Origin of the sequence: Chryseobacterium sp. JAH, from assembly GCF_001507335.1 — a bacterium.
Taxonomy (GTDB): Bacteria; Bacteroidota; Bacteroidia; order Flavobacteriales; family Weeksellaceae; genus Chryseobacterium.
Map to the genome: position 1 here is coordinate 18,688 of NZ_LMAH01000005.1, position 13,986 is coordinate 32,673.

The following is a 13,986-nucleotide window of genomic DNA, read 5'->3' on the forward strand; positions in this document are numbered from 1 at the left end:
AGTATTTACAAATCCTTGTTTCTGGCTATAACAGCGAATGCACGACTTATAATTTTACACTTTACATTATTTATAACCAGGAGGGAGTATTTTCCTTCCTGGTTTTTTCTCTCATAATATGTATGTATTATACCAATACAGTCTACCCAACTTCATTTTCAGACATTCTTTCCATTAGCTATTATGATACCTACCCGCAGGGAAGTCCAGCTAGACCTTCATCGATTTTCGGAAAAGTAACAATAGCAGATGATTTGAGCCAGATTACAATATCAGAGGTTCTCTACTTAAAATTAATGATCCTTCCAACCTCGGAACAAAACTTTTCGGATATGAGCTGAACTACTAGGCTCCTGCAAGCAATGCCACCGGAAAAAGAAGCGGAAACGTAGAAGAAGCAATCTGGAACAGTGCACAGGACGGGATAAAGAAGAAATATACGTATCGGTATGATGCTTTAAACCGAATGACCTCGGGAGTCTATACCGAACCGGGAGCTGCTCTGCCCAAAGATAATTTCTACAACGAAGTTCTCACCTATGATCTGGGAGGAAACATCAGTACCCTGAAAAGAACAGGTGGAGGAATCGGTTCAACTGCAAAAGAGATCGATGATCTTACTTATGCTTATGTAGGCAATAAGCTTCAGACTGTAACTGATTTCAAAGACAATCTTTCAGGCTATCCTTCAGGTGGTGTGCTTTTGATTATGACTTGAATGGAAACATGACCATACAGCAGGATAAAGGGATTTCGAATATCGCTTATAATCTGCTTGACCTACCTTCAACTGTTACCCAAAAAAGCAATGCCATCCAATACCTTTACAGGGCGCCGAGAAAAACAAGTTCCGGTGTAACCAGAGATTACGTTGACGGCTTCCAGTATGAGAACGGTGTTTTAAAATTTGTCCCGACATCACAAGGGTATTTTAATTTTGAAAATAATAAGTATATTTACCATTATACAGACCACTTAGGAAACATCAGATTAAGTTATACCAAGAACGGTTCTGCAGCAGCGATCATTGAAGAAAGCAACTTTTACCCCTACGGGATGAAGCAGGAGAATACATTACAAAGTAATCCGGCTTATAATTACGAGCACAGCGGTAAAGAGTTTCAGAAGGAAACCGGATGGAGTGATTTTGGAGCCAGAATGTACATGGCTGACATTGGAAGATGGGGCGTAATTGATCCTCTCGCAGAAACTACAACGAGAATAAATCCGTATAATTATGCGCTAGATAACCCGATAAGTTTTATAGATCCTGACGGTAGAAAAGCAATGGCTCTAATGGATCCAGTAGAGACATTTTTTCCAGCAGGTGGCTATATAGATTTTATGATGAGGGGTGGTGATCATACATTTGGATCATTTCAGTCATTTTTAGAAGGTAACAGTCCATTTGGTTACATGAAGGCTTTCCAAGCCGGCGGCAGCGGTGGCGGCGGTGGAGGAAGTTACGCTACTTTTGGACAGACTCCCGCGTATGCAGCTTTTATGTCTGGGCAAACCTCTAGTATTACTAATGCTAATGGGTATCTATACTGGAACACCTTAGACCCTGCCAATGCCAACGGAATGCTTGACGACGGATCCATAGGAGGTGTGACAAGAAATAGAGTGAACGTTGGGAATAGTGGGGATACATCTTGGGATGCTTATAAAAATTGGGCAGATTGGGGATCTACCGCAATGGGGGGAACATATGAATATATTGCAGCGCAAAGAACAGCATTTTACAATAGTGGTTCATGGGTTGATAATTTAGGCAATGTAAGAAGTGTTGCTTATGCCGGGAGAGCTGTAGATTCACAAATAGGTTTAAGAAGCAGCTATGTAAGGACTACTGCAATGTATGGAAAATATGCGAAAAGAGCAGGAGTGGTTGGACATGTTATTAGTGCTGGCCAAATAGGATATGGAGTTTATGAAGACAAAGGAAAATTTGGTAAAAATGCACAGGTTGCAACTGTCGGTGTTGCAGGAGGTATGGCAGGAGCAGCTGCAGGAGCTTGGTTAGGAGCTAAAATATTAGCTCCGATTGGAGGAGGTATAGGTGTACTATTTTTTGGAGTAGGAGCTGCTCCAGGAACAGCTATTGGAGGAGCAGTTGGAGGAATAATTGGGGGAATAGTTGGAGGAATTTATGGTGGTGATTATGCAGAACAAGCAGCAGAAAATTGGATAAAATAACAAAAATGGAAAGAATTTGGAATTATGTTTATTATGCAATTTTTAATTTTTTAAAACAATTGTATAAATTGTTATCTTACATTGACCCTTTTAGACTAATCTATAAAATTCCTGCAATTAAAAAATTTTATGCTAAAGGAGGAATCGATGATATGAATAAATTTACTGATGATATTATTTTTAACAATAAAATGTCTGGATTACATAGTATTTGGGCAGGAATTCAAATGGGAGGCTTATTAGTATTTTTAGAATATGGATTGTTTAATATTTTACAGGCAATATTAGGAAAGTCATTAATACAACTTGTATGGCAGCCAGGAAATCCATATAAATGGATTTTTATAATAGGATTTTTGATTATCCCTTGGATTATAAATGAGCAATTATTATTTAAAAATGAAAAATATTTAAAATATTTTGAAGAATTTGATAAAGAGACTAAAAAAGTAAAACGTAAATGGGCTTGGATTAGTTTTGGAATTATAATAGGAATCTTAACATTTTTTGTTTTAAGTTTTGTTCCATTATCGAAAATATATTAGATGAATGCAATTGAGATAAAAAGCAGTAAAATAAAATTAATATAACCAACCCCCGCTGGTGCGAGCGTCTCGCTCGTTCCTTTTAATATAAAAAAATCTCCCCCTCGCTCCCGCACGATTGCATCGTGTGGCAGATAATAAAAAAACCTCGCAATTTGCGAGGTTTTTTGTGTTTTATAGAGCTGCTGCATTTTTAGCAAAAAAATCTTTAAACTTTTTATTGGTAAGCCTTTTTTCGACGAGTCGGAAAATAGTTTGCTTGTCTTCGTCTTCGAGCTGTTAAATAAGTATAAGTCTTACCGCAAGTTGGTGCGAACTTCCCACTCGTACTCATTGAATAGAAGAAAACGCTAACTATAAGAGGTTAGAGTTTATGGTTTTTTCTAGCACAGATAAGTTTTTATTAAAGAAGTTTAGAAATATACAAATTATACGTGTTATGAACTAAGCTTTCCAATTGTAGTGAATAGCCATCGTGGAAACTATTAGATATAATATTAATAGTCTGTTCATCATTAAAATTCTGGAAAGCTTCCACAGGGATTTTTAACACTTCAGATTTTTTGAAACCACAAATAACCAATCACATCCCTTTGTTCCAGTAAAGAAATTTTCTTTTGATCCCATTCCCGAAGTCTAGAGCTAAAGCTTCTTGCTTGATTCCAAGCATCTCTCTGAAACGTTTTATAGTGCGTCCCTCATGTATTTTCTGCTTGATACTTTAAACAGAAAAAGAAACCCACGCCGTTGTATACACCGGCAAAAGTATTGAGCTTCCGGTATTTAGTGAGTGTTAAAAACCTCACCCTACGGGTTTACAAGCACCCTCATTTTTTTAGCTATCCGATGATCAATTCGATACCGGCTTTTTCTGCTTTGTATTTTATTTTGGTCTGCAGTTCATAATAGCTCCAGTTGCGAAGCACAAACTCCTGTTCTTTTGCAATCCCGATTTTGTCTTCCTGATCTTTAAGAATCAGTGTGCCAGCCTGCTGCCGGATGCAAAAATCAATCAGCTGACGGCTGTACAGATGAAGATGATGACTGACAAAACGGTTTTCCAGATCCTCTGTTTTGTGCAGAGCTTTCTGTTTCCGTTTGGATCCATGTCCTGAACGGGAATAGGCGACTCCGGCACGAATCCTTTTATTACTGGCCTGAATCGCCAGCCTGCGGTAGAGGAATTCCTCTTTCGAGCCGATATTCATTCGCACATTGTTGGCTTTTACCACGATAGGATGTTCTAATGACAGGGACGCTTCAGCAATGATTTCGGGTTTTAAACAGTGGTCTTCCTTTTCAAACTCAAAGACGGCTAGCCAAAAGATTTTACCGTCTTTCAGCTGGACCTGTGAGTTGCACAGCTTGATTTCTTCTTTTAAAAGGTGTTCCATGATTAAATGTTTATCACTGAAATCTTTTCCTAAGTAAGTTTTAACCGGAATCGCAAACATATTAAAGCTAAACGCTTTTTTTTCAGGATCATACTTCATTTTGCTGATGCAATTGACCGGAAGTGGAATGGGAATATCTTTTTTAAAGTTCATTAAGGATTTTGAGCCCTGCCAGTAGTCTGCTTTGTTTTTGGAAAAGGTGGATTGAATTGTATTGTTCAGGCATCCCAGAATGTCTGTGGGGATTTCTCCTTTGAAACGGTCAAAGACCAGGCGTGCCGTGGTGTTTGTTTTCGAACGGGTGAAGATCCCCATTTCATCTTTTTTTTCATCAGCTAACTTATATTGGATTTCTTCGGTGAGGTAAAAGAAATCCTTGATCATTTCCTGTACATACAGATGGGAAACAATCAAATTCGCTGCTCGGAAACAGCGGTTCTGATACCGGTATAGCTTCTCCCACATTTGGCTTTTATCTTCAGACGGAACATCAATTACCAGTTGGATTTTCCTGGTCAAGGTTATCGTAGACTTTTCCATATCACAGCAGTATTTCAGATCGATTATGATTTTGCAGGTGCTGATAGGCGTACAGAAATTCCCGATGCACTTCTTTTTCCGGTAGTTTGAGTTCTTTTGCAATCACCGCAAAAGAAGATTTCTGTTCAAACCGTCTTTTGATGATCTCCAGCTGCTGACTGCTGAGTTGTTCTGACTGCTCTTTTTTAATTGCAGCTTTTTCCTCCGGCTGCTCAAACGAGGTGACTTTAAGAATTTTCCGAAGCTCATTTATGGCTTTGCTTATCTCCTTGCTAATGCCTGTCACGCTGCAACCCATAGCTTCTGCAATGGGTTTATACTGAAAGCCATATTCAAGGCAGAGTTCTATCAGGTGTTTTCTTTTGGGGTTTAGAACGGGTAAAACCTTTGTGATTTCATCAAATTTGTTTTGATCGGATTCTTGGCTATGTAAATACTCTTTATCTTTCAAAGGATCGTAACCCGCAAGATACTCCTTATAATTCTCAAAACTGTCAAGAGAAGCCATTAAGCGGGTGAATTTATTTCTGGGAGCAGTAACATAAGAGATACAATCCCTTTTCATGACAAACCGTAAAAATCCGGTAATATGATCAGGCGTTTCAATGGTGTCGCGGTGCAGCCACAATTTAAGGAATGTATCCTGAACAATAGTGTCCACTACAAAATCATCCTTCAGCACTTGCCATCCAAGCCAGAAAAGAAGTCTTTTGTAACGCAGATGAATGTGTTCCAAAGCGGTCGGATTGCCTTTTTTCAGCAGCTCGTACAACTGAAGATCGGTCAACTTTCGGGGCAAAGAGTCTGTTGTTTTCATAAGCAGCGTTTTCCAGTCGAGAATCAGATAATTGCTTCTATATTTCTTTGAACTATAGTACAGTTACAATCTTGTAAATTGTTTTACAAATATAACAAATTATTTAACACTTGGGATATATCCCAATAGGAATATTGTGAATTTATTGCATTTTGCTTTAAATAAAGCTACGATGGACATTTTGAAGGATCTCACAATTGGTATAGGAAAAAGAATCAAGGCAATTAGAAACCAAAAAGCTTTGACTCAAGAAACCTTAGGATTAATAACAGGAATTGATAGCGCAGATATAAGTAAATATGAGGCAGGTAAAATCAATTTAACCCTGAAAACAATCTCGAAGTTTTCTATCGCCTTAGAAGTACATCCAAAAGAATTATATGATTTCGATCTTGATATTACAAAATATAAAATTGAAGAATAAATATATCCCAGCTGAAGTTGGTTTTTTTTCCACACTATTACACCCTAGGGGGCATCCCTTCGGAGCAGGGGAATTTTTGTTTAGGTAACTGAATAATTGAAATTGTAATCTTTGAAAGGATTTTAGAGATTCTCCATTTTATAATAAAAGTGCAATATCTAGATGATGTTGCGCTTTTTTAATTTACAACCACTAAAGCTATTGCTTATTTTAGGGGATATCCTAAATCAATAAGCCTGAACTTATATCAGGCTTATTGATTTTACTAACTAAAATTTTTATTCTTAATTCTAATTTTCACATTATCTCTATCGAAATCAGGAGGTGTTGGTTTAAGTGCTGTTTTACCTTTATCAATATCATCTTTCTGTAAATGATACTCCTTAAATTGAAAAGCTCTTAGATCTGATATTTTTAGTTTATCTATAAGGACAACAGAGTTTATCCCTCCTTTTACTTGAACTAAATCTTTTTCATAAGATTTTGCTGGCTGGATAATTCTAGAGTCACCAAAATCTGAAGAATTAACTTGGATAAAGTAAGAATGAATATCACGAACCCAAGCTCCTGCTATATCTGAAAAATAATTCGTATCCCTATTATATTCAGAAGCTATTATGAAATCTACTTTAGATTTAAAAATAGATCTATGATAAATGTCTGCTAACTCAAAACAATTATATACTGAAAAATAGGTCTTTCTCCAATGGAAAAGATCGTATGTCATCTTAAAACAATCTTTTTTATCTTGATTAGGTATCTTAAGTCTATAACCTTTAATTAAATGTGTTTCAGAATGAGAGTAATGATTTTTTAGTCTCAATTTAACAAGTGAAGTATTATAATGATTTATTTTAAATGGTAAAATTGTCACTAAAAAATTAAATACAATCTTGTTTTTATTTACCCAATGCTCTAATCCTGCCACTATTCCCATATATCTTTTATGACTTCTTTCTGCAAGTAATCTAATCCAAGAATATGGTATTGATACTTCTGGAAAAACTAGTAAATCAGCATTACTTCTATCAGCATCATTTATTAAATTGAAAACCAATTTTCTTCTATCTTTTTTAACGTTGGCGTTATTATGAATACTTGCAAACATGTCACTCAAGTGAACCTTCATGTTAGCAATTGCTACACTTTTATCAATTCCATTAAGTTTTTCATCTTTAAGATTGTCTCCTTTGATATCAATATTTAATGCTTGAATATTTCCCGTTGAATTCAACACAGAAATCTGAAAATATTTATTCTTAAGTTTTTCTCGTTTTTTTATTGAGAAACCTACTTTCCAAGAATAATTTATAAAGTAATATAGGTTGAAACTGTCATCTGGAATTCTATTAATAATATGTTCGACGTCTTCATTTAGGCTTTTATCTTCTTGAATTTCTTGTGAATTATTAGTCGGATAAATATAATTAAACTCAGGAATTTCTACTTCTTTCTTTTTATCATCAAAATTAGAAACCACATCTATTATTCTCAAAATATTTACTTCGTGAAACTGTACGTAATTCGGTGCTAAATAGCATAATTTTTTACAAAGCTGAAATAATTCATCTTTATCAATGTTTTGTTTACTTTTTTTTCCCAGATTTTCAAAATCATAATAATTAAAATCCTTTTCAAGTAAACTTAGTTTTGTATACAAAATGTTTGTTAAATTACAAGCAGGAATCGACATCAGTGAATGTCTAAATAAATTGCTAGCCCGTAATTTAAATGCTGTTTCTTCACATGATTTAAAAAAGTTATATTCGTCCTCTCCGTTATTTTTAATATTTCTTGTAAGAGAAGGATTCAACGCTAAAGGAATCGAAAGTGATACACGGAGGTATTCTATAAATACATCTTTTTGAGATTTATTACTTTCTATATTATTACTAAACTCCGTTTTTATAATAGAATTTTCAACGTTTTGTTTAAATTGAACCAAATAATCTATACGATTACTAACTATAAAGTAAGTTGCAACTTTTTCCCAAAGAGAATAAAACTTTACGGCAAGCTCTCCTCTAAAAAATGTTAAAATTTGGTTGTCCGAATCTTCATCAAATTCTTGATTTCCATAACTTTTAGCAAATATCATTTTTGCTAAAAATTTAGAAGCGCCATATTTATTTTCTGAAAAATCACTTATGCTTCTAAATTTATTAATTGAATCATTGTACTTCAATTCAAAAGCCTCTTCGTCAAATTTTTCACTTATTTCATCTTCATCGGGTAAAAAACGAAATTCACTTCTTTGATTATCAAGTTTTCTTTTGAATATATTTATAATTGCTTTGGACTCTTTGTGAGCTAAATAATGTAAAACAATTTTACTGCTTTGAACCTGTAAATTTTCATAATTAAAAACTTGATTGTATCTTTCATAAGCATCTACATCGAGATTACTTACTTTGAATTTAATATTATCTACAAGAAAAGAGTTTAATTGACTATCCGAAATGTTAAATTTAGAGATACATTGATCTAATTCAGCTAAGTTTATATTATCCTTATATTCAACATATTTGTTATTTCGAAAATAAATATTTTTAATATCAATATTTTCAATATTAAAATTAAGAATTTCCTTTTCAACAAAATTTTTGTTAAGAAATGAAATTATCGATGAATTTAAATTACTATTTATATTGCTATTCAAATCTGAAAAAACAAACATTAAATCATCTACGTATCTTCCATAAAATGCGGGGTTAAGATTATTAACTATTCTATTATCTAATTCGCTTAAATAATAATTAGAAAGCAAACCTGAAGATATTAAACCAACAGGTAAAGAGAATACTTCGTATTTAGTATTCTTATAGTCTTCTAAAATTAACTTATATGAATGATGAATTTTAAAAAAAATAGAATTAATATTTTTAATCTTACCTAAAATATTTTTATCACTTGATATTTTATTAACATTTAAATCAATTTTTTCAAAGACATCTTGTAAGTTTAGTGATATAGAATGAAAAAAATCTTTTAAATCCAAACTCAAAATCGTTACATCTCGTTTTTCTGCTAATAATGATTCGGCTTTATTTATCGCAGAGTCTCTCCACAGTTGATATTGTACAAAATATGGTTTAAACAATTTTAGATTTTCAGAAGGTTCAGATTTGTGATTCAAAAACTCAAAATCTAATACATTAGCATAACTTGCATTATGAATATCAGGCTGAAGATACCGACCACTATACATAATCCAAAGAACAGATAATATATGTACCTCAATTGGAAAATCAGCAAACTTGCTTGTTCTTTCAATTACATATTTTTCTTCCGAATTTGATTTATTTGTAATTACATCTAGTTTAGAATCTTTTAATTTTTTTGGTAGTTTTATGAGCCTTATCCTTTTACTTAATTCTAAGCTTCCTGATTTAGAATTAAAATACTGATCAACAAAATCTAATATGCGGACATACAATGCATTCTGTACTGTACTAAAATCTGATTTACAATCTGTATGGATACTTTCATAAAAAACAGATTGTTCAAAATTGGCTAATTTCTCTTTTTCTAATAAATTAGCATTATCATAATAAAAAAAATGTTTAACTTTTTTGTATGCTAGAAAAACTTCACTAGGAGTGAAAACATCAATTAGGTTATTATTCTTCATAGTTTTTTGTTTTATTTAACTCGCCACCTTATCAATAAACACCTCGCCAAAATCCTGAACTTTTTGGATAATTCTTTTTCCAATATATTTTGTTTCGTAAGTTTTGGTTTTATTTCTAAGAGTTTCAAAGCATCACTCATTTTGGGTATTTTGGATGTAAAAAGAAAGTTATCAATCATTTACTGAAATTTTTCTTTATTCGAAGATTCTTCTTCTACAATTTTTTCAAAGGCATCAGTTCTTTCTTGTCCCAGAAATCATCAAACTCCTTTTTATAAGTTAATCCCATAATTATTTAAATATTATTGTTAAGATTCTTAATATTTTCAATAATAGGTAATATGATTGATGGTAAATCGCCATCTAATACCATTTGATAATCAACGATTCCATGCGTCATCACACCAACAACCTTTACGAATGAAGGATGTATAATGTATTTTGAACCATAGTTAGCATCTAAGAAATTAAAAATAGCTTCTGCGAAAATCCCCAATTCAGATGGTTGATAACCTTCTTTTTGTGCTGCAAATAATAATGCTCCTAAATATTCTTTTTCATCAATAGAAAAAGTATAGATATGATGTGTTTCTACCTTTAAACTCAAAGCTGCAATTTCAATGACGCCGCTTTTTCTCGCTTTCGAAAGTATTTCAATTTCTTCTGCAGGCGTTACACTTCTAAAATCAAAATCTTCATAATTATATAAAATCTGCAAATTCCTATCGTATTTTACCTTAGTTCCCTTATCTAATTTTGGATTATAATCATTTATGATATCCGTAATCTTGTCAGAGATAAAACGATTATCATTTTCTCTAAAAGCATTGTTTAAAGCACTAATACTTCGTACCCAATAGTCACCACCTGAACCTTCTTCTTTTTCTTTTGCAATTTTTTCTTTTTGCAAATTATTAATAAAAGTACTTTGACGTTTCTCAGTGAGGCGTCTAAAAGTTACTAAATCTTTAATTCTAATATCTTTCATGGTTAATAAATTATTTTAAAACTTAAAAATACTTCTAGAATAAAGCTGACTTATATGGTTATCACTTTTGTTCTAATATTTTACGATATATGCAAATTATAAATATGCATTTACTATTGAATACTAATCTTTGAATGCTCCCATAATACATAGAATCAATACAGACGCATCATAAATAATAAATCTAAAATATTTTTCGAAAAGATTTATCTGAAATCGAATAGGTAAAATATCTGCTTACTTAATTTCATCGCTCTTCTCTAGCTCGCTCAAAATCTCCCTAAAACTCGCCAATCCAGCTTCAATATTATCAATAATTTCCAATGCCAAAACATCAGGATCTGGCAGATTATCCAAGTCAGCTAAGCTTTGGTCTTTTACCCAAAAGATATCCAGACTGGTTTTATCTCTTGCAACAATTTCATCATAACTGTATTTTCTCCAGCGACCGTCTGGATTTTCCTCGCTCCACGTTTCTTTACGTTTATGGATGTTAGAAGAATTATAGCATTCAACAAAATCTGATAAGTCAGATTCCGTTAATGGCTTTTTCTTTAGGGTGTGATGAACATTGGTTCTGTAATCATAAAACCAAACTTCTTTCGTCCAGGCGTCTTTGTTGGCAGGTTTGTTATTGAAAAACAAAACATTCGCCTTTACACCATTGGCGTAGAAAACACCTGTAGGCAAACGTAAAATGGTATGAAGTTCTGTCGTTTTTAATAGTTGCTTTCTGATTTCCTCACCGGCTCCACCTTCAAACAAAACATTGTCTGGCAAAACAACTGCTGCTTCACCATCAATCTTCATTAAGGATTTGATGTGCTGCAAAAAGTTCAACTGTTTATTGCTCGTGGTTTCCCAAAAATCCTGACGGTTGTAGCTAATATCTTCTTTTTCAATATCCCCATCTTCATTGGTAACGTTCATTCCGCTTTTTTTACCGAATGGTGGATTGGCTAAAATATAATCGTAAGTCTGACTTTCGGCTGCAATCAGTGCATCGTTAGATTTGACCAATGGCTCTGCATCTATTTCACCGATACCGTGGAGATAAAGGTTCATCAGACACATTCTACGCGTGCTGGCAACAATTTCATTGCCGTGAAAAGTACTGTTCTTTAAGAACATCTTTTCGTCTTTGTCTAATTTATTGTTTTCAGTTAACCAATCGTAAGCTGCCAAAAAGAAACCGCCTGAACCGCAAGCTGGGTCTATCACGGTTTTCATTGGTTTAGGCTGTACACAGGCTACCATTGTTCTGATTAAAGCTCTTGGTGTGAAATATTGTCCTGCTCCCGATTTGGTATCTTCTGCATTCTTTTCTAACAAACCTTCGTAGATGGTTCCTTTCACATCAGCACCCATTAAACTCCAATCTTCTTTGCCAATCATCGTGATGATTCGTTGCAGGTTGGATGGGTCTTGTATTTTGTTTTGGCTCTTTACATAGATTTGCCCCAACATTCCTTTTTCTGTACCTAATGAACGTAATGCCTGAATGTAAAAAGATTCTAGTTCTGCACCGTTTTTTGAAGTCAAATTCTCCCACGAACAAACTTCGGCACCTTCCACTTCTTTGCCTTCTACATCTTTCAGTCTTGGTAATTCCAGGTTTCTGTTGTAAGGTGGTTTATTTAATTCATCCACCATTTTAAGAAATAGCAGATAGGTGATTTGTTCCAAATAATCTCCATACCCAACTCCATCGTGGCGCATTACATTCGCCAGATTCCATATTTTTGATACTATTGCTGCTTCTGTCATATACTTAAATTACAAACAAAGTTTTTATTTTCCCTTCCATCCAATCGGCTCTGTCCTGGATTTTCTCAATTGTCCATTCCGTATTATCTTCAAGAATAGCTTTAGTGATTTCAAATGAAGTTTTACCATCTATACCTTTTCCGTTATAAACTTCTCTTTTGTCAGAAAAATTTCTATTGCTCGCTTGGATATTTTTAACTCCTGAAAGTAATGTCAAATTTCCTAGTGAATTAAGGTACTTTGAAGAATCTTCGATTGTGAAACTATCTTTCCAATTTAAATCTTCTCTATTCCATTCTTTGGGTAAAATATGTTCAGTGTGTAAATCGCGAGTAATGGGAATATATTCTCTGTCATCTTGCTGAAAATATTCAACGGCAAGTAAAAGAGGTTTATGCCAGTTCATCCAATATATATTCTCATTTTTCAAGAAATCTGTATAGAATTGATATTTATCAAGATTCTCTTTAACCACAGATTTAATATTCTCAAGAGGCTCATTATTTTTTACTTTTCTTATAATATTAAAAGATGTCTGCTTTATTCTGTTTAAAGTTCCACCAGCTATCCAGCTTTGATAATAGTATTTTCTCAACAAGAGTTTTAGCCCATCAAAATCATTATAATTTGTATGGATAGCTGAAGCTAAAATTGTTTTCCAATAAATGCTGTGATTCACATATCTCAATAAAGAAATGTCTTTGTCTTTTGTATTGGAATTTATTTCCAGTACTACCTTCGCATATTTTTCAACATCTAAAATAATTTGTTGAGTATTTTTTCCTTTAAACTGTTCTTTTAATTCATCTTGTAAAGATTTTCTTGGGTTCTCCGCTTTTAGGAAGTACAGGTAAAGGTTAAAAATACTTTGAACCGACTCCCCAGAAAGCGATGCTGTATTTTCAATTCTTTTCCAAACTTCAATAAAACTTCCCCGCTTTGTCTCATCCAAATGCTGAAGAAGATATGCTTTAATTATATCTGCAGGCGTTAAGTCTAGACCTCTGTCATTCAAGACTGAAAAAAGCTTAATTGCAAAGCCTTCATCAAAACAGACAATTCTGATAAGCGTCACATTATTAAAGAAGTATTCTACAAAGGCATTTATATCATTTATGAAATATTCTGAATCTGTTTTCAAAGACTGCTTAATAACATCTTTTAAAAATAATGCATTTTGAAGAAATCTATTATTTTCAAGTTCTTTCTTTGATGCGCCAAGATTTACTCCATTTAAAACTGTTTCTTCAAAATTAGCTTGATTGTTTAAATGTGTTGTTAATACTAATCTTTCTTTATCTTCAATAGCATCTTTTATACAAGCGTCAATTAATGCCTTATATTTTGGTGCAATATCCAGTCCCATATCTCTTAGTGTGCAAAACAATATAGTCAAGGTAGTTAAACGTTGTTGTCCATCTACCACTTCAAAACCTTTTGCATTTTTAACCACCACGATAGAACCCAAAAAGTAATTGCTATCTAAAGTCGAATCTTCTTGATTATTTTTAAAAGCTTCTACTATATCAAACCATAATTGTTCAACCCTTTCTTTATCCCAAGAATAAGGACGTTGGTAAATAGGCATATGGTAGAATGCATCACTATCACGGAATATTTGATTAATAGTCTTATTATCAGGTTTAAATATATCTTTTACTTCACTCATTGTTTAGTTTTT

The 13,986-nt window shown here is 33.3% G+C and carries 11 protein-coding genes and 1 pseudogene; 5 read left to right on the top strand and 7 right to left on the bottom strand.

What is annotated here, in order from left to right; all coding sequences use genetic code 11:
• Window positions 1-122: 122 nt before the first annotated feature.
• The 4 genes from AR685_RS11750 (at window position 123) to AR685_RS11765 (ending at window position 2,744) form a co-directional block, all read left to right on the top strand.
• The gene (locus AR685_RS11750; RefSeq protein WP_059124685.1) at window positions 123-341 is read left to right on the top strand and encodes a hypothetical protein; all 219 of its coding nucleotides are present in this window, start codon (window positions 123-125) and stop codon (window positions 339-341) included.
• Window positions 342-466: 125 nt separating this feature from the next.
• Window positions 467-718 carry a hypothetical protein gene (locus AR685_RS11755; protein WP_059124686.1) on the top strand — a complete coding sequence of 84 codons (252 nt, stop codon included), beginning with the start codon at window positions 467-469 and terminating at the stop codon, window positions 716-718.
• A gap of 8 nt (window positions 719-726) precedes the next feature.
• Window positions 727-2,199: an RHS repeat-associated core domain-containing protein gene (locus AR685_RS11760; protein ID WP_059124687.1), complete on the top strand. Its 1,473-nt coding sequence runs from the start codon at window positions 727-729 to the stop codon at window positions 2,197-2,199.
• Between the two features lie 5 nt (window positions 2,200-2,204).
• Window positions 2,205-2,744, top strand: a complete 540-nt coding sequence (locus AR685_RS11765; RefSeq protein WP_131777620.1) for a hypothetical protein — start codon at window positions 2,205-2,207, stop codon at window positions 2,742-2,744.
• 472 nt (window positions 2,745-3,216) lie between these two features.
• On the opposite strand, the pseudogene AR685_RS18270 reads toward AR685_RS11765, so the two are convergent.
• From AR685_RS18270 to AR685_RS11780, 3 genes and pseudogenes are all read right to left on the bottom strand, one after another.
• Window positions 3,217-3,462 (bottom strand): annotated as a pseudogene (locus AR685_RS18270) (XRE family transcriptional regulator); the annotation flags it as partial.
• A 121-nt stretch (window positions 3,463-3,583) separates the two neighbouring features.
• On the bottom strand, window positions 3,584-4,678 hold the full coding sequence (locus AR685_RS11775) for a hypothetical protein (protein WP_059124690.1): 1,095 nt from the start codon (window positions 4,676-4,678) through the stop codon (window positions 3,584-3,586).
• A gap of 1 nt (window position 4,679) precedes the next feature.
• Window positions 4,680-5,495: an RNA polymerase sigma factor gene (locus AR685_RS11780; RefSeq protein WP_059124691.1), complete on the bottom strand. Its 816-nt coding sequence runs from the start codon at window positions 5,493-5,495 to the stop codon at window positions 4,680-4,682.
• A 172-nt stretch (window positions 5,496-5,667) separates the two neighbouring features.
• Here AR685_RS11780 and AR685_RS11785 point away from each other — a divergent pair, with 172 nt between their 5' ends.
• Window positions 5,668-5,919, top strand: coding sequence for a helix-turn-helix domain-containing protein (locus AR685_RS11785; protein WP_059124692.1), 252 nt, complete (start codon window positions 5,668-5,670; stop codon window positions 5,917-5,919).
• Between the two features lie 265 nt (window positions 5,920-6,184).
• On the opposite strand, the gene AR685_RS11790 is transcribed toward AR685_RS11785, so the two are convergent.
• The 4 genes from AR685_RS11790 to AR685_RS11805 all read right to left on the bottom strand — a co-directional run bounded on the left by AR685_RS11790 (window position 6,185) and on the right by AR685_RS11805 (window position 13,974).
• A complete protein-coding gene (locus tag AR685_RS11790; RefSeq protein WP_059124693.1) occupies window positions 6,185-9,550 on the bottom strand; it encodes a reverse transcriptase domain-containing protein in 3,366 nt (1,121 codons plus the stop codon).
• Window positions 9,551-9,845: 295 nt separating this feature from the next.
• A complete protein-coding gene (locus AR685_RS11795; protein WP_059124694.1) occupies window positions 9,846-10,538 on the bottom strand; it encodes a hypothetical protein in 693 nt (230 codons plus the stop codon).
• 237 nt (window positions 10,539-10,775) lie between these two features.
• The gene (locus AR685_RS11800) at window positions 10,776-12,305 is read right to left on the bottom strand and encodes a class I SAM-dependent DNA methyltransferase (RefSeq protein WP_059124695.1); all 1,530 of its coding nucleotides are present in this window, start codon (window positions 12,303-12,305) and stop codon (window positions 10,776-10,778) included.
• Between the two features lie 4 nt (window positions 12,306-12,309).
• Window positions 12,310-13,974 carry a DUF262 domain-containing protein gene (locus AR685_RS11805; RefSeq protein ID WP_082671929.1) on the bottom strand — a complete coding sequence of 555 codons (1,665 nt, stop codon included), beginning with the start codon at window positions 13,972-13,974 and terminating at the stop codon, window positions 12,310-12,312.
• Between the last annotated feature and the right edge of the window lie 12 nt (window positions 13,975-13,986).